This is a genomic window from Betaproteobacteria bacterium, assembly GCA_009693245.1.
Classification (GTDB): domain Bacteria; phylum Pseudomonadota; class Gammaproteobacteria; order Burkholderiales; family SHXO01; genus SHXO01.
Genome location: SHXO01000077.1, coordinates 1 through 16,105 on the forward strand (window position 1 = coordinate 1; position 16,105 = coordinate 16,105).

Annotated in this window: 21 protein-coding genes; 7 read left to right on the forward strand and 14 right to left on the reverse strand. The window is 59.3% G+C overall.

Annotation, left to right across the window (positions count from 1 at the left end):
- On the reverse strand, positions 1–444 hold a 444-nt coding region (locus EXR36_12285), incomplete at its 3' end, for a DUF2244 domain-containing protein (GenBank protein MSQ60387.1).
- Between the two features lie 94 nt (positions 445–538).
- Complete coding sequence (locus EXR36_12290; protein MSQ60388.1) at positions 539–1,393, reverse strand: methyltransferase domain-containing protein; 855 nt, start codon at positions 1,391–1,393, stop codon at positions 539–541.
- Positions 1,394–1,412: 19 nt separating this feature from the next.
- Here EXR36_12290 and EXR36_12295 point away from each other — a divergent pair, with 19 nt between their 5' ends.
- Positions 1,413–2,099 carry a ComF family protein gene (locus EXR36_12295; GenBank protein MSQ60389.1) on the forward strand — a complete coding sequence of 229 codons (687 nt, stop codon included), beginning with the start codon at positions 1,413–1,415 and terminating at the stop codon, positions 2,097–2,099.
- Between the two features lie 200 nt (positions 2,100–2,299).
- On the opposite strand, the gene EXR36_12300 is transcribed toward EXR36_12295, so the two are convergent.
- A complete protein-coding gene (locus EXR36_12300; protein ID MSQ60390.1) occupies positions 2,300–2,626 on the reverse strand; it encodes a hypothetical protein in 327 nt (108 codons plus the stop codon).
- A gap of 53 nt (positions 2,627–2,679) precedes the next feature.
- On the opposite strand from EXR36_12300, the gene trmL reads away from it, so the two are divergent.
- Positions 2,680–3,150 (forward strand): tRNA (uridine(34)/cytosine(34)/5-carboxymethylaminomethyluridine(34)-2'-O)-methyltransferase TrmL, encoded by a 471-nt coding sequence (gene trmL, locus EXR36_12305; GenBank protein ID MSQ60391.1) that lies wholly within the window; start codon positions 2,680–2,682, stop codon positions 3,148–3,150.
- Position 3,151: 1 nt separating this feature from the next.
- Here trmL and EXR36_12310 read toward each other — a convergent pair whose 3' ends face one another.
- The 6 genes from EXR36_12310 to EXR36_12335 are packed head-to-tail and all read right to left on the reverse strand — an operon-like array spanning position 3,152 to position 7,601.
- Positions 3,152–4,144, reverse strand: coding sequence for an NAD(P)-dependent glycerol-3-phosphate dehydrogenase (locus tag EXR36_12310; GenBank protein MSQ60392.1), 993 nt, complete (start codon positions 4,142–4,144; stop codon positions 3,152–3,154).
- Positions 4,141–4,587 carry a hypothetical protein gene (locus EXR36_12315; protein ID MSQ60393.1) on the reverse strand — a complete coding sequence of 149 codons (447 nt, stop codon included), beginning with the start codon at positions 4,585–4,587 and terminating at the stop codon, positions 4,141–4,143. The genes EXR36_12310 and EXR36_12315 overlap by 4 nt, the downstream gene beginning before the upstream one ends.
- A gap of 3 nt (positions 4,588–4,590) precedes the next feature.
- Positions 4,591–5,073, reverse strand: a complete 483-nt coding sequence (gene secB, locus EXR36_12320; GenBank protein ID MSQ60394.1) for a protein-export chaperone SecB — start codon at positions 5,071–5,073, stop codon at positions 4,591–4,593.
- A 30-nt stretch (positions 5,074–5,103) separates the two neighbouring features.
- Positions 5,104–5,349, reverse strand: coding sequence for a glutaredoxin 3 (gene grxC, locus EXR36_12325; protein MSQ60395.1), 246 nt, complete (start codon positions 5,347–5,349; stop codon positions 5,104–5,106).
- A gap of 59 nt (positions 5,350–5,408) precedes the next feature.
- On the reverse strand, positions 5,409–5,792 hold the full coding sequence (locus EXR36_12330) for a rhodanese-like domain-containing protein (GenBank protein ID MSQ60396.1): 384 nt from the start codon (positions 5,790–5,792) through the stop codon (positions 5,409–5,411).
- Between the two features lie 33 nt (positions 5,793–5,825).
- Positions 5,826–7,601 (reverse strand): hypothetical protein, encoded by a 1,776-nt coding sequence (locus EXR36_12335; GenBank protein MSQ60397.1) that lies wholly within the window; start codon positions 7,599–7,601, stop codon positions 5,826–5,828.
- A gap of 70 nt (positions 7,602–7,671) precedes the next feature.
- On the opposite strand from EXR36_12335, the gene EXR36_12340 reads away from it, so the two are divergent.
- The 4 genes from EXR36_12340 (at position 7,672) to EXR36_12355 (ending at position 11,890) form a co-directional block, all read left to right on the forward strand.
- The gene (locus EXR36_12340; GenBank protein ID MSQ60398.1) at positions 7,672–8,421 is read left to right on the forward strand and encodes a 2,3-diphosphoglycerate-dependent phosphoglycerate mutase; all 750 of its coding nucleotides are present in this window, start codon (positions 7,672–7,674) and stop codon (positions 8,419–8,421) included.
- Positions 8,378–9,598, forward strand: a complete 1,221-nt coding sequence (locus EXR36_12345; GenBank protein MSQ60399.1) for a peptidase M23 — start codon at positions 8,378–8,380, stop codon at positions 9,596–9,598. The genes EXR36_12340 and EXR36_12345 overlap by 44 nt, the downstream gene beginning before the upstream one ends.
- 76 nt (positions 9,599–9,674) lie before the next feature.
- Positions 9,675–11,072: a S41 family peptidase gene (locus tag EXR36_12350; protein MSQ60400.1), complete on the forward strand. Its 1,398-nt coding sequence runs from the start codon at positions 9,675–9,677 to the stop codon at positions 11,070–11,072.
- A gap of 59 nt (positions 11,073–11,131) precedes the next feature.
- Positions 11,132–11,890, forward strand: a complete 759-nt coding sequence (locus EXR36_12355; protein ID MSQ60401.1) for a HesA/MoeB/ThiF family protein — start codon at positions 11,132–11,134, stop codon at positions 11,888–11,890.
- Here the strand turns inward: EXR36_12355 and EXR36_12360 are convergent.
- On the reverse strand, positions 11,887–12,315 hold the full coding sequence (locus EXR36_12360) for a hypothetical protein (protein ID MSQ60402.1): 429 nt from the start codon (positions 12,313–12,315) through the stop codon (positions 11,887–11,889). The genes EXR36_12355 and EXR36_12360 overlap by 4 nt on opposite strands.
- A 113-nt stretch (positions 12,316–12,428) precedes the next feature.
- Here EXR36_12360 and EXR36_12365 point away from each other — a divergent pair, with 113 nt between their 5' ends.
- Positions 12,429–12,611: a hypothetical protein gene (locus EXR36_12365; protein MSQ60403.1), complete on the forward strand. Its 183-nt coding sequence runs from the start codon at positions 12,429–12,431 to the stop codon at positions 12,609–12,611.
- On the opposite strand, the gene EXR36_12370 is transcribed toward EXR36_12365, so the two are convergent.
- From EXR36_12370 to EXR36_12385, 4 genes are read right to left on the reverse strand one after another with little or no spacing between them, the layout of a single operon-like run.
- Positions 12,604–13,029 carry a universal stress protein gene (locus tag EXR36_12370; GenBank protein MSQ60404.1) on the reverse strand — a complete coding sequence of 142 codons (426 nt, stop codon included), beginning with the start codon at positions 13,027–13,029 and terminating at the stop codon, positions 12,604–12,606. The two genes, EXR36_12365 and EXR36_12370, sit on opposite strands and share 8 nt — an antisense overlap.
- A 23-nt stretch (positions 13,030–13,052) precedes the next feature.
- A complete protein-coding gene (locus EXR36_12375; GenBank protein ID MSQ60405.1) occupies positions 13,053–13,787 on the reverse strand; it encodes a TerC family protein in 735 nt (244 codons plus the stop codon).
- Between the two features lie 38 nt (positions 13,788–13,825).
- Positions 13,826–14,701, reverse strand: a complete 876-nt coding sequence (gene sucD / locus EXR36_12380) for a succinate--CoA ligase subunit alpha (GenBank protein ID MSQ60406.1) — start codon at positions 14,699–14,701, stop codon at positions 13,826–13,828.
- A 5-nt stretch (positions 14,702–14,706) separates the two neighbouring features.
- Positions 14,707–15,876, reverse strand: coding sequence for an ADP-forming succinate--CoA ligase subunit beta (locus EXR36_12385; GenBank protein ID MSQ60407.1), 1,170 nt, complete (start codon positions 15,874–15,876; stop codon positions 14,707–14,709).
- Positions 15,877–16,105 lie beyond the last annotated feature (229 nt).

The following is a 16,105-nucleotide window of genomic DNA, read 5'->3' on the forward strand; positions in this document are numbered from 1 at the left end:
TGGCAAGTGGCGCCCAAATACAACTTCCCTTCCATGGGATCGCACCACGAGGGAAGCGGGCTGCCCCGAACGCGCCGGGATGCAACGTACCTGAGCCCAGTACCTGTTGAACTCGAACCGGTTGGTCTGGCCTTGCGCCTGGCGTTCAATCACTACACGGTCGCCGTCGATGACGATGCTTTCGAAATCGGCCGCGTGCCGCGCGACGCATCGAAACGCCCAACAAACCGCCGCCAACTCCAGGCCCGCGAAGGGCAACACCGGCCACGCCCCAACGGCGAAGAAAGCCAATGAGATGGCGGTGGAAACCAAGAAGAAGGAGGCAAGAACGAACTGCCGGCCAACAGGCGAAAGAGAGTGATCGCGGCGGGCGACCAACATGAATTCGACCGCCGCCTTGGCTTCGGTATATTCCATGATGATATGGTTCATGGCCCGTCGCATGGGCTCCCTCCCAAGCGGCGCGAACTCTAGCACAGCGCTAACCGTGAAAGCAAGAAGACACCAATCGAATCAGCGGTATTCCATTGTGTTGGTGTTAGTTCTTTCCGACAAAGCGAATCACCGATTGTCCGTCCTTAGAACGGGGCGAGGCCGAGGCCTGCGGTTTCCATGCGTGACCATGGACCACTTCGAGGGTGGCTTTATCCGCGCTAATACTGGCAAGACTCCGCCTCCCGCCCAAGCCGCGCGGACGACACATGGCAACACTCAGGCCGCCCCAATGCTTTAGGTCGGCGAGCAACTTCGAAACATGCGAGTAGGTCAATCGCAAGTGCTCCTGGTCCATCACGGGTCCGGCATAACCCAGGTGCGACAGGAGATCACCCAGGTCGTGCATATCCACCAGGCGTTGCGTCATCGCGGGCGTGCGTTTGTGCCCCCATTCCAGCAAGGTGTCTGGCCCCAAGGTGGAGAACATGAGCAATCCCCCTGGCTTCAGCACGCGATGGATTTCCGATAAAGAGCGCGCCAAATCCTCAGACCATGCCAGCGCAAGATTGGACACGACGCAATCCACACTGGCGTTTGCGAGGGGCAAGTGCTCGAAGTCCGCGCACACCGCGCTCACGGCTGGCTCCTTCGCCCCTCCCAGCCAAGATGGCAGCCGGCCCGGGCGCGGGATCTGGCGCAGCATGCCGAACGATAGATCCAACGCGATCATGAGGGCGCGCGGATAACGCAGCGCCATGGCGCGCGCGGCAATGCCAGGACCAGCCCCCGCATCCAGAATCACGACAGGGGTGAGCCGCACCAGCTCCATGCGTGCCAGCATGCGCTGGCATATCTCGCTTTGTACCTGCGCCGCCGCAAGGTATGCTGGCGCCAAACGGTCGAAGGTACGCCGCAGCGCCCGTTTATCCAATCTATCCAGAGTTCTTTTCGTGTCCATGAAAATTGTCGCCCGGTACATGGCCGCCCTCGCGCGCTGGCTACCCGAGCCTTGCATGTTGTGCGGGGCACGGGCGAGCACCGGCGGTCTGTGCGCGGGGTGCCGGGAGGATTTGCCGTGGCTGCCCGCCCTGAATTGTCCCGTGTGCGCCATCCCCACCAGCACGTCTGACATATGCGGGCGCTGCCTCAAGCGCCCACCCCGCTTCGACGCCGTGAGCGCCGGATTTCTCTATGCCTTCCCCGTGGATAAACTCATCGCGCGCCTTAAATTCGCCAACACTTTAGCAGTCTCCGGGATATTGGGCCGCGAAATGCGCGCCGTCCTGGCACAACAAGCACGCCCCGATTTCGTTCTGCCGGTGCCTTTGTCCAAAGAGAGGCTGCGCGAGCGAGGCTTCAATCAAGCCACCGAAATCGCCCGCGTCATCGCAATGGAGTTGAGTGTCCCCCTCGCCATCGGTGTGTGCGAACGCCAGTGGCATACGGCGCCGCAGATGGGCCAGCCCCTTGCCCAGCGCCGCGCCAATCTGCGTAATGCCTTTCGCTGCGAGACGAGATTAGAAGGCGCTCACATTGCCGTCGTGGACGATGTCATGACCAGCGGCGCCACGCTCGATGAAATGGCGCGCACCCTCAAGCGCGCGGGCGCCAGCCGGGTCACGGGGTGGATCGTGGCGCGCACGCCGGAACGCCCTACTTCTTAGGCGCGCTCGCCAGGAGCCTCTCCAAAGATTGGAGTTGCTGCTGCGCCAGGTTCGACAGCGCAGCACCGGCGCCTTCCATCTCGCTCACACGCTGAAATGCCGCGCGGGCGGCGGCGTACTGGCCATCGTTGCGCAACGAGTAACCCATCCCGATGTGATACGCGGGATTCCTTGGCGCCAAGGCAACCGCTTCGGCATACTTACTCGCCGAACACCAGCACGTCCGTGGGATCGGACATGGCGACGATGGCCGCGCCTTCCGTGGGGCTCAGCACCAATGCCCGGAAGCGGCGTGCCTGGTTCTCCGTGAGGACGCGGGCGGATTCCAGGTTGATATCCTGGCGCTCCAGATCGACGAAGGCAATTCCCAGCTGGTTCTCCGTGGCCAAGCCCATTTCGATGACCACGCGGCCCAACTTCTTGCCCGACTTGCGCTGCTGGTCGAGAGCATCCTTCAACTGCTGCTCGTTGATCAGGCGCTGCTTGATTAATGCATCGCCGAGGCGTATTTTCTGCGGGGTGGCCATGGAGTCGCGAGATCTGAGAATATGGTCGCTGTCGATAATCAAGGTTCGGTCAAATGTTCGATGTGGTCTTGTACCAACCAGAAATTCCTCCCAATACGGGAAACATCATCCGTCTGTGCGCCAATACAGGAGCACGCCTTCATCTGGTTCACCCCTTGGGATTCAAGCTCGGCGACGTCCAACTCAAACGCGCCGGGCTGGACTATCACGAGTTCGCCAGCATCCGCACCCACGAATCATGGGAGCAATGCCTCGGGGTACTGGGCGGCAAGAGAATTTTTCCCGTCTCGACGAGGGGATTACGGCGCCACGACCAAATTCTTTACCAGCCCGGGGATGCCTTCGTGTTCGGCCCCGAGACGCGCGGGTTGCCGCAGGCCTTGTTGGAGAGCTTCGCGGGGGACTGCCGAATCCGGCTGCCGATGATGCCGGGTAACCGAAGCCTTAATCTATCCAACACCGTGGCGGTGTTGGTCTATGAGGCTTGGCGCCAGAACGGGTTTGCGAACGCGGCCGGGGAGTAATTCAGACAGGAGAGTCGCGCTTGGGCTCGCGCCGCATGAGCTCGTCCACGGCCGCGCGCGGTGTGAGTTTGCCCTGGAGCACGCCACATACCGCGCTCGTGATCGGAGTCTCCACGCCCAGCCGTTCGCCCAAGCGCAAGGCTTCCTGGGCGGTGTAGACACCTTCGGCGACATGTCCTAAACGAGCCAGGATGTCGCCCAGGCTGTCCCCCTTGGCCAAGGCGAGCCCCACTTTCCGGTTGCGCGATTGGTCCGAGGTGCAGGTGAGCATGAGATCCCCCGCCCCCGCCAATCCCAGAAAGGTATCCAGTTTGCCCCCCAGGCCCAGGCCCAGGCGCGTGAGTTCGGCCAGGCCCCGGGTGATCAGGGCGGCACGGGCACTCTCGCCCAGCCCCAGCCCATCGGAAATACCAGCGGCGATGGCGATCACGTTCTTGACCGCTCCACCCACTTCCACGCCAGTGAGATCGTCGCTGGAGTAAATGCGCAGGCGCGAACTGTTGAGCGCCAACCCCATATCTCGCCCGAATTTCGCGTCAGCGGAAGCGAGGGTGAGGGCCGCGGGCAATCCGCGCGCGACATCCTTCGCGAAGCTGGGGCCCGAGAGCGTTCCACACTTCACGCCGCACGGGAGTTCTTCTTGCGCGACCTGATGGGGTAGTTTCGCGGTGCCGCGCTCGAATCCCTTGCACAGCCATAGCACGGGGGTCTTGCAACCCGCATCTCGGAGATTTGAGAGCGTCTCGCGCAACCCGCCGACCGGTGTGGCGATGACGATGAGATCCTTGTTCGCGCAAGCGCTCTCGAACTCGGAGGTAAACCGGATGGCGTCGTGCAACGCGATGCCAGGAAGGTACTTGTCATTGCGCCGGCCGTGGCGCATTTTCTCCAATAACCCGGCATCCCGTCCCCACAACTCCACGTCGTGCCCGCCGGACAAGGAGCTGGCTAGAGCACTACCCCAAGCGCCGCCGCCGAGAATGCCCGTATTCATCCGCCCCAAACTTGGCCGATGCGCACAAAGCCGGAGGAACCGTCCAGGTGTTGCACCTTGAGCCAGCCATTGGCGCTCTCCAACACCTTGAGCACGACCCCTTGCTCGGCTTCAAAGACGGTGATCGCATCATCCCCGGGCTCGCTCTTTACCGCCGCGCGCGCCGTGGAAATCATCACCGTTTTTTCTTCGGACAGATCCGCCAACGCAATCCACGCCAACCCCCCGCTGGCATCGCGCACCTTTTGCCATCCTTCCACCGATACGACGACCTCCACCGGATAACCACCGCTCAAGATGTACAGCTTCTTCGCGCTAGCCGACGGCGCGTCGTAGAGCACCGCGCCGGACATGCGAATGGAGCGGTACTCCAAGGCCTGTCCCATCGCGGGACATAGGACTAAGGCAAACGCGAGTATTCGCCGGCTGGCGTAGGCTCGCATTCTCTAGTGCTGGGTGGGACTGGCTTGTTGCGCCTGCGCTTGCAGGCGCGCCTGGTGGATCGCCTCGAAATTGACGGGGGCGAGGAAGAAGGAGGGAAACCCCGCGCGCGACACGGCGTCGGATATGGTCTCGCGAACATAGGGAAACAAAATGTTGGGACAATGAATCGCCAGCACCTGTTCGATGTTCTCCTTCGGGATATTGCGAATCTGGAAGACGCCAGCCTGGTGGGCTTCCACGAGGAACACGGATTTCGCCTCGGTCTTGCCGTCCGGCAATTTGGGAGGAAAGGTCGCCGTCGCGGTCACGCTAAGCACCACCTCGTAGTGCGCGTCGTTGATGGGGTTGGCTTTGGTGGAAAGCTGGATATCGATCTTGGGAGATTCTCTTTCCAGGAAAACCTGAGGAGCATTGGGAACCTCGATGGAGAGGTCCCTCACGTAGATTTTCTCGATGTTGAATACCGGGGCTTGCTCTTCAGCCATGATGACTCGCTTTACGATAAAGCGCGCATTCTACTCGCCGCTCAAGAGCGGACCGAGTTTACCGGCGCGGTCCAGAGCGGATAAGTCGTCGAAACCGCCGACGTGAAAATCGCCCACGTAGATTTGCGGAACCGTGCGCCGCGCGGTGCGCTCCATCATTTCCGCGCGCCGTTTTGGATCGAGATCCACGCGGATCTTCTCGACGTCCCGCACGCCCTTGCTAGCCAGCAACTGCTCCGCCATGGTGCAATAAGGACAGTAGCCCGTGCAGTACATGCTTACCTTGGGAAAAATTTCGCTCACCTCATCGCGTTACGTACTACCCATGAATTCGGTCAAGAACTCTTGCTGACTGGCATCCCGGCTTGCTGCCAGGCCGCCAAGCCGCCCGCCAAGGCCGCCACGTCCATGAACCCAGCTTTCTTCAAGGTACCGGTCGCCGTGGCCGAGCGGTTACCCGCTTGGCATAACAACAAAATCGGCCGGTCCTTGAATTTCTCAAGCTCCTTCAGTTTGGATTCCAGTTCGCCGAAGGGAATATTGCGCGAATTGGCCACATGAGCGCTCTTGAACTCGGCGGGCTCGCGCACATCGACGACCACCGCGTCTTTTCGGTTGATAAGCTGCACCGCTTCGAAGGCGGATACATGCTTGGCGCCCGACAAACGCTTGGAAATGGTGGGCCATATGAATAATGCGCCGCTGACCACCGCCATCATGAACAACCAGATATTTTCCTGAACAAATTTCACTCATCGTCTCCTGGGTTTCGATTCCACATGGGCCAGCAGCCCTTGCAGGCCACCGCCTAAATCTTCCGTTCGCCGCCGCAAGACTCTCAGCGCATCCTCCGTAAGCGCGGGATAGGATGCCTCGGAGAGATCCCATTGCTGGATGGCTTCCTGGGTCTGGCCGCCCAACGCCAGCAACATGGCTTGCCGGTACACCACATCGTCTATCGGGAAATTGCGCATGGCGTGAGCATTCACCTTGCGCTTTGCCTCCAATTGCTCCGGACTGATCTGGATGGAGCGCGCCAGTCCGAGTTCCACGTAGGGCGCCAGCAAGGACTCCCGGCGAATGTCGAGCAGCATTTCCTTGGCGCGCTGGTTCACCAGCGCGGTGGCGTCGATGTAGCGGTAGCGAAACGCGAGAAAGTTCTCTAGATAAACGTAATCCCGGAACAACTGGGCCAGCCCGAACCATCCCAAGGCCAATCCCACGGCAAAGGCCACTCGCCATGAACGAGAGGACACCGATTCTAGCTTGGCGTCATGGGTCAGGCCAAGAACAACGGCGGCAATGCCAAGAAAGTAGGTGTACCACAGCGGGTATTCGAGCATGGAGTGAATGGCAAGCACCCCCGTCATGCTTACCACCCACCAGGTGGCGGGCGTGGTGGCGAGCTTGCGCACCGCCATGAACCAAAGCAGGGTCCCTAGCGCCACCGCTATTAATCCGGGCACTCCGAGCTCCGCCCACAAGTGCAGTACGATGTTATGCGCATGATGGGTGTACCCGGAGAGCGGCTCGGCCTGCTGGCCATTGATCAGAAAATGCTGCCAGCCAAACTGTCCCCAACCGGTACCGGCCCAAGGGGCCGCCTGAATCATGCGCCAAGCGGCGGCCCAGATATAAGGGCGCTCTTCCAGGGCAACGCCTTGCATGCGGTCAAGGCTAGTGGGCCGCGTGAGCCCTTCAATACCTAACCAATCCCAGGTGAGGTCCGCGCCAAGCATGACCGGAATAAGGCATAGCGTGGCGAAGAACAATTTCCGGTTGGTGGCCGAACGATCCCGGTATAGCCATATTCCCGCGACTAGTACGAAGCTCGCGGCGTAGAGCCAGATGGAGCGTGAGCCCGATAGCGGCAGCATGCAACATAGCAGTCCCGCAATGACCCCCAGCGATACGGTACGCAGCTTGCCATTCGCCCACAACAAAAGTACCGAGCACAAGGCCAGGGAGAGATAATTGGCGAAGTGGTTGGGCTGCCCCAGATTGCCCCATACAGCGCCGCCCGAGGCGGTAACCCAAGAGGCGAGCACGTCCGATCTAAATACTTGAGCCGCGCCCGCCAACGCGCTCAATACTCCTCCGGCAACCACGAAGCCAGCCAGCGCGTTGGCGGCGCGAGTCAATCCCAAAGCTTCGCGCAAGGCGGCCGCTGCGATGATCAGCCCCCCCGCCCACAATAGGTATAAGCATGCGAGCAACGCCGGCTGCGGCGCCGGCACGTGGCGCACCAACACTTGCCCCACCAGCAGCGCGCACAAAATGAGAGGAATGAGCCCCACCCTCGGCAGCGGGACCGCCGAAGAAAGCCGAAACGCCACCGCCAGAGAAATCGCTGCTAAACCCAGAGCGGCCGCAATCGCCTCGGCGTGAAAACTCGGAACGGGCGGGGCCTTGAAAGGCGCGAGGAAGGGTAAGCTGAACATGAGCCCCAAGGCGCCCAGCACCAGCCACCAACGCCGCGTACCGTGGGCTTGCCCCTCATCATGAGATCCGTCGTGAAATCGTGTCATGGCTGCCGGCCGTGGTGTCTAGGTATATCCCCCTAGAATACGTGGAATGTGACCCGAGGAAATTCTGCCTATGTTCAAAATTGTATTGTTCCGCCATGGCGAGAGTGTATGGAACAAGGAGAACCGCTTCAGCGGTTGGACCGATGTGGATCTATCCGAAGCCGGCCGCGAAGAGGCACGCGAAGCGGGCAAGCTGCTCAAGGCGGAAGGTTTTGCCTTCGATGTGGCCTTCACTTCCGTTCTTCGCCGCGCGATCCGTACCCTGTGGATCGCGTTGGATGAACTGGACTTGATGTGGATTCCAGTACGCCAAGCTTGGCAGCTCAACGAACGCCATTACGGCGCGCTGCAAGGGATGAACAAGGCGCAGACCGCGGCCCAATATGGCGAAAACCAAGTGCTCGTATGGCGCCGCAGTTACGACATTCCTCCGCCGGAGCTGGACCACTCGGATGCGCGCTACCCAGGACGCGACCCGCGCTACGCGGGGCTAAATCCCCAGGCTATTCCGCGCACCGAGTCCTTGAAAGAAACCGTGGCGCGAGTAGTGCCCTATTGGACGAAGGAAATCGCGCCATTGGTTGCCTCGGGCCAGCGCGTAGTGATCGCGGCGCACGGCAACTCCCTGCGCGCCCTCATCAAATATCTTGACCAGGTATCGGACCAAGAAATCGTGGGATTGAATATTCCCACCGCCATTCCTCTCGTTTATGAACTAGACGCCCGGTTGAAACCACTGCGCCACTATTACCTGGGCGACCCCGCCAAAGTGGAAAATGCCATCAAAGCCGTGGCGGCACAGGGCAAGGCGAAGGCGTGAATCGCGCCGGATGATTCGTCGCATGCGTTTGCCGCTAGCGTTGCTGCTCGCAGGCTTTGTTTGCTTGGGGTTTGGCGCGAACACGCCCTCCGAAGATCTCAAAGCCGTGCGGGAGCGCATCGAACAACTGGAAAAGGAAATCTCGCAAAAAGAGCAGACTCGCCAAATAGCCGCCAGGGCTGTGAAGAGCTCCGACCAAGAAATAATCGGTGCACGGCACAAGCTAAAGGAATTACAAGGCAAACTCAAAACGCTTCAAACTCAGTTGCTTGAGTTGGAACAGCAACGCGTCTCTCTGCACGCCACGCTCGCCGAACAGCGCGCCCTCCTCGCCGCTCTCGTGCACCAGCAATACTTGAGAGGGGCCCCCGAATCCTTGCAACTCGTGTTCACGGGACGAGATGCCGGTGAATTGGCCCGTAATCTGCACTACTTCTCCTACATTTCCAAGTCGCGCGGCAAGGTGATCGGCGATCTGCGAGAGAGTCTCGCGCAATTGGACGGCCTTGCCGCCCAAACCCAAGAGAAAAGCAAGGAGCTCGAAGCCCTGCACGACGCGGCGGAGAAAGAAAGAAAGCGCCTGGAGAAGGAGCGCTTGGCGCGTGAGGGCTTGCTGGCCAAGGTCGCGACCGATATCCAGAAACAAAAACAAGAAATCGAAACTCTCAAAAAAGACGAGCAGCGCCTGGCGTCCTTGGTGACTCATCTCGCAAGAGAACTCGCCAGGAAATCAAGGGACATGAAAAAATTCAATCTCAAGGCCCCAGAGCCTGTAGGCGAGGTAGCGTTCTCCAAGCTCAAGGGCAAACTTAGATTGCCGGTAATAGGGGAACTCATGAATCGCTTCGGGAGTCCACGTGCGGACACTGGTTTGTCTTGGAAAGGCTTGGTGATCGCTACCCAGAACGGTGAAGCGGTAAAAGCCATCGCTTCCGGCGAAGTCGCTTATGCGGATGCGCTGCGAGGATTCGGCAAACTCCTGATCCTGGACCATGGGGAAGGCTATATGAGTCTATACGGATACAACCAGTCGCTGGCGCGCAAAGTCGGCGATAAAGTCGATGCGGGCGACAAAATCGCTCTCACCGGAAGCGGCGGCGCCGGGGAATCAGGTTTATACTTCGAGCTAAGAATACAGGGCAAACCGGTCGACCCCATGAAATGGATGGCTCGGTAAATGACTAGGAGGTGTTTTCTCCAGTTCATGCAGCGGCAACCCATCCGTACCAGAAGACCACCTGTAGGAGACTGCAATGCGTACAAAATTTAAATCCGCTGCGATGATCACTGCTGGCGCCGTGATCGGAATATTGATCACCTTGAATCTTTCCGCCGTGGCGCAGAAGACTCCTGGTCCCTTGCCTATCGAGGACTTGCGGGCCTTTACGGAAGTCTTCGGCCGAATCAAGAGCGATTATGTCGAGGCGGTCGATGATAAAAAGCTCATCAGCGAGGCCATCAATGGCATGCTGACAGGCCTGGATCCCCATTCCTCCTACCTCGACGCCGAAGCCTTCAAGGAGCTTCAGGTCGGAACTCAAGGCGAATTCGGGGGCCTGGGCATCGAAGTTGGCATGGAAGAGGGCTTTGTCAAAGTCGTATCTCCCATTGAAGATACGCCAGCTCACCGGGCGGGGCTCAAACCCGGTGATCTCATCATCAAACTTGACGATGCCAACGTGAAGGGTATGTCGCTCAACGATGCCGTCAAGCGCATGCGCGGCAAGCCCAATACGGACATCACGCTGACCGTGATCCGCAAAGGCGAGTCCAAGCCCAGGGTCTTTACTCTTACCCGTGCGGTTATTCAGATTCAGAGCGTCAAGAGCAAGGCCATCGAAACCGGATTCGGATACGTGCGCATCACGCAGTTCCAGGAGCACACCGCGGAGAAACTGATCACGGCGCTTGAGAAAATTTATAAGGACAATCCGGCAGGCGTGAAAGGGCTGGTGCTCGATCTGCGCAATGATCCCGGGGGATTGCTCAATTCGGCGGTGGCGGTATCGGCCGCTTTCCTTCCCAGCAATGCCTTGGTGGTCTACACCGATGGCCGCACGGAGGATTCGAAGATGCGGCTCCTTGCCAGTCCCGAGTATTATTTGCGCGGCAGCCGCGACGACTTCATGAAGAGGCTGCCTGCCGGGGTTAAGACTGTCCCCATGGTGGTGCTGGTCAACAGCGGGTCCGCATCCGCCTCCGAGATCGTCGCTGGCGCATTGCAAGATCACAAGCGCGCGGTCATCATGGGTACGCAAAGTTTCGGCAAGGGGTCCGTGCAGACCATTCTCCCCTTGGGAAATAACACCGCCATCAAACTCACCACGGCGCGCTACTACACCCCTAACGGCCGGTCCATCCAGGCCAAGGGCATCACGCCAGATATCCTGGTGGAAGAAGCCACCATCACCGAATCCGAAGCGACCCTACGGATGCGGGAAGCGGATTTGGAACGCCATTTGTCCAACCCCTCGGAAGATAAGGGAGGCGATCCCTCCAAACCTTCGGCGAAGCCAGCGGATGACTCGGAATCCAAGAGCGACGGGGACAAGAAGCCTTCGGCCGCCATGGAGTATGGTTCCAAGAACGATTACCAACTCAATCAAGCCATCAATTTGCTCAAGGGTCTACAGATTCTGAGCAAGCGCTAGTTCGCAACCTCTTGAAAAAGGCCGCCGCCCGGCGGCTTTTTTCTTTGATGACCATGGACCTGAACGATCTTCAGCTTCTGCGTTACAGCCGCCATATTTTATTGCCGGAGATCGGCATCGATGGCCAGCAGAAGTTGTGCGAAGCCCGTGCGCTGGTCGTGGGTCTGGGGGGGTTGGGTAGTCCCGTAGCCATGTACCTAGCGGCGAGTGGTGTCGGCAATATCACTTTGTGCGACGCCGATATAGTTGACCTGACCAACCTGCAACGCCAAATCGCGCATCACACGGGATCGGTGGGCCAGCTCAAGGTTGAATCGGCGAAGGCCACCTTGGCGCGCATTAATCCGGAAGTGAATGCCGAGCCGGTTCCCGAGAGGGTTGAAGGAGAGCGGCTGGAGCAGTTAATTCAGGATGCGGACGTCGTCGTCGACGCCAGCGACAATTTCCCCACGCGCCACGCCATCAACCGTGCGTGCGTGAAGTATCGCAAGCCCTTGGTCTCCGGGGCGGCCGTACGTTTCGACGGGCAGATTTCCGTGTTCGATTTACGCGATAGTTCCAGTCCGTGTTATGAATGCCTCTTTCCCGAAGGCGGCGAGATCGAGGAGACACGCTGCGCGGTGATGGGCGTATTCGCCCCGTTGGTGGGGATCATCGGCGCCATGCAAGCCGCCGAGGCCATAAAGATCCTCGCGGGAACGGGTGAAGTCCTAAAGGGCCGGCTACAACTTCTCGACGCACTCACCATGACGTGGCATTCGGTGAAACTGCGTAAGGATCCGAAGTGCCACGCATGCGCGACTCAGTCTTCGCGTTAAGCTTCACCGCAGTGCCGTTCACCGCAGCGCCTGATGAAAAACCGCACCGGCTCCACACCGGGAGCGTGCACATCGGTGAGAACACATTCGCGATAGACGGCCGAACCCCCGGATTCCCCGGAGTTCGACAACCGCAGATCACGCTCTTGCCATCGCATGCGGTCATCTTGCATGGAGGCATTCATAATGAGCGGGCCAGCGTCTTGGCAATTGGAAACGATTTCCGCGGTTCCGCGGAGCTGGCCCTGGGCCTCGTTAAGGACGGAGGCTTGGGTGAGGGTCCAGGCCAAGTGCAACAAGGTGGCCCGCCTGGCTTCATCGCTCATGTCGCTCATCTTCGGAAGCGCCACCGCGGACAAAGTGCTCAGCACCGTGAGCATGGTGACGAACTCTATCTGGGTAAGCCCATGGGACTTTCTAATCATCTTCGGTATCCTTGCATTCGCCTTTCCCGGCGATTGAGCCGGATGTTGCTAGGGTGCGCGCGCCACCACAAGGAAGGTCAGAACAAGTCAATGCCCGCGCGTTTGGGCGCGCCATGAAATGCGCGGCGTGCGCAGAGACGTTTCAGTGCGGGATGGAAGGCGCCCAACCCTGTTGGTGCGCGACGAGTTATCCGCACGCGCTTCCCGTGCCGGGGCCTACCCAGGCTTGTTATTGCCCGCGATGCCTAGCGCGAGAAATAGAGGCACAGCGGACGAACGAGAAGCGGCCTACTTGACCAGGACTACCGGTACCGGCGCCAGATGAACAACCTTGGCGGCCACGGAACCCAGCAGCAAATTGGCGATGCTACCCATGCCGCGCGTGCCCATCACAATCAGCTTGCAATCATGTTGGGCGGCGTACTGGCTGATACTGGCGGCCTCTTCCCCGACCGCTACGTGTGCGCTGTGGGCAATGCCAGAACCGTCCAGGCGCTCGCGCGCGCCATTTAGCGCGAGAGTGCCCTCTTCCTCGTAATAATTGTGCAGTTGCTCTTGAGAAATAAAGGCTCGCACATTGCCGGAGACCACCGGGCGCTGAGCGTTCAAAAGATGAATCTCCGCCGGCTCCTTGTATAGGTCACGGGTAGAAATAGCGTAGTCCACGGCTCGTAAGGCGTTATCGGATCCGTCCACCGGTACCAGTATTCTCATGGTTGGCCTCTTGCGTGTAAGCCTCAACGCCGCGTCTGCGCATCGAGGTCGATGACTTCCTCGATGGCGCCTCCCTCGGCACCCGCCGCGACCTTCGACGCGAACCACTTACCCACGGCAATCACCAATACCGCGCCCGCGGCGGGCGCGGCGTAATGCAGCCAATGGGCGTAATCATCGATCCACGCGGACATCGCGGAATCGCCCACCGCCATCTCGCCCGCGACGTAACCAAGAAGCGCGCCGCCCACCGTGATGATGACGGGAAAGCGGTCCATCAGTCGCAGAATCAAGGTGCTGCCGAAAATGATGATCGGGATACTGACCGCCAAACCCAGAACGAGTAGCGGGATACTGTCCTTCGCCGCCGCCGCCACGGCAAGCACGTTGTCCAGGCTCATCACCAAGTCGGCGATGAGAATGGTCCGGATGGCCGCGATCGCGCTTGAGGAGCGCGCGGCGCCACCATGCTCCCCTTCACCCTCGGGAATGATCAGCTTGATGCCAATCCAAATCAGCAGCACGCTTCCGGTGATTTTCAACCACGGCAGGGTAAGCAGCTTGGCCGCGACGATGGTGAGGATGACCCGCATGACGATGGCGGCCAAGCTCCCGTACAGAATCGCTTTCTTCTGCTGCTCCGGCGGAAGAGTGCGGGCCGCTAGGGCGATCACCACGGCGTTGTCGCCGGACAGGATGACATTGACGCCAATGATCTCTATCAGCGCCGTCCAAAATAGAGGGCTTGAAATCTCCACGGTCTCCTATTCCTTCGGGGCCTTGCCGCCCACTTACGTCACAACACCGACTTGAGCAGCTTGCCCATCTCCGCGGGATTGCGCGTTACTTTGATGCCGCATGCTTCCATGACCGCTAGTTTCTCCGTCGCAGTGCCCTTTCCCCCGGAGATAATGGCCCCAGCGTGTCCCATGCGTTTTCCTGGCGGCGCGGTGATACCAGCGATGAATCCCACGACGGGTTTTTTCATGTGGTCCTTGACCCAAAGAGCGGCTGTCTCCTCGTCGGAACCGCCGATTTCCCCCACCATGATGACGGCGTCGGTTTGAGGATCGTCGTTGAAGATTCTGAGCACGTCGATGTGCTTTATGCCGTTGACCGGATCGCCGCCGATCCCCACGCAAGAGGATTGGCCCAGCCCCAATTCCATCAACTGGCCCACGGCTTCGTAGGTTAGCGTTCCCGAGCGCGACACCACCCCCACGCGGCCTTTCTTGTGAATATGGCCAGGCATGATGCCGATCTTGATTTCATCGGGAGTGATGATACCTGGGCAGTTGGGACCTATCAAGCGCGTTTTCTTGCCTTGCATCTTGTACTTGGTGCGGATCATGTCCCGCACCGGAATGCCTTCGGTGATGCAGATGACGAGATCGAGTTCTGCCTCCACGGCCTCGTCGATGGCGGCCGCGGCAAAGGAAGGCGGTACGTAAATCACGGACACGGTGGCGCCCGTGGTTTCTTTCGCATCCTTCACGGTGCCAAATATGGGAATGCCTTCGAAATCCTCGCCCGCCTTCTTAGGGTTTACACCGGCGACAAAGCAGTTCTTGCCGTTGGCGTAATCGCGGCACATGCGGGTGTGGAACTGGCCTGTCTTGCCGGTGATGCCTTGGGTGATGACTTTGGTATTTTTGTCGATCAATATCGCCATCGCGCCTACCCTTTCTTGTTGAGCGCCGCCATCACCTTCTGCGCGGCATCGGCCATGTTGGAGCCGGAAATAATGGGTAAGCCTGAATCCGCCAGGATTTTCTTTCCCAGTTCCACGTTGGTACCTTCCAGACGCACGACCAGCGGCACCTTGAGTCCCACGATTCTCGCCGCCTCCACTACGCCGGTGGCGATCACATCGCACTTCATGATGCCACCGAAGATATTCACCAGAATGGCGCGAATGTTGGGATTCTTCAGCATGATCTTGAAGGCTTCCGTGACCTTTTCGGTGGTGGCCCCGCCTCCTACATCAAGAAAATTGGCCGGGGTCCCGCCGTAGAGCTTGATGATGTCCATGGTGGCCATGGCCAAGCCCGCGCCGTTCACAAGGCAGCCGATGTTGCCATCCAGCGAAATGTAGGATAGATCGAATTTGGAGGCTTCGATTTCCGCCGGATCCTCTTCATCCAGATCGCGCATGGCGACGATGTCGTCGTGGCGGAACAGTGCATTGGAATCGAAATTCATCTTGCCGTCGAGGGCAATCACGCGGCCGTCGCCGCTCAATATGAGGGGATTGATTTCGGCCAAGCTGGCGTCCGTTTCGTCGAAGGCCTTGTAGAGCCCTTGGAACACGGCGCGCGCCTGAGGGAGGGAGGCCTCGGGAATACCGATCTTACGCGCCACGTCATCAGCCTCCCGGTCGCGTAGACCAGACACGGGGTCGATAAATATCTTGTGGATTTTTTCCGGTGTGTGGGCGGCCACTTCTTCGATGTCCATGCCGCCTTCGCTCGAAGCCATCAGGGCAACGCGCTGGGTGCCACGGTCCACCACCATGCCTAAATAAAGCTCTTTCTTGATATCGGCGCCCTTTTCGATCAAAAGGCGTCTTACCTTTTGGCCCTCCGGACCCGTCTGATGTGTCACCAACTGCATGCCTAGAATTTGTCCGGCGTAAGTACGTACTTCGTCCTTGGACTTCGCCAGCTTTACACCACCTCCTTTTCCACGCCCCCCCGCGTGGATCTGGGCTTTGACCACCCAAACGTGACCGCCCAACGAGCCTGCGGCGGCCACGGCTTCATCTACCGAGTAACAGGCAATGCCTCTTGGCGTGGGCACACCGAACTTACGCAGCACTTCTTTGGCTTGGTATTCGTGGATTTTCATGGGTATGGAGCTTGTCTGGTCTGGCGTTTCATCGATTGGGCCGCCTTGATCTTGAGGGCACCTCTAATAATTCAGCATTCTAGAGTAGAGCATTTGGAATCGATGTGATAAAAAGCCTCGAAGCGCAAAGTGATCCCGAGGCCGATGAAGAAAGACAAACGCAGGAAGCAACCCAAACCCAAGCAGCCTGGATTCTTCGATGTACAAGAGCGCGCCGAGCAACTCACTC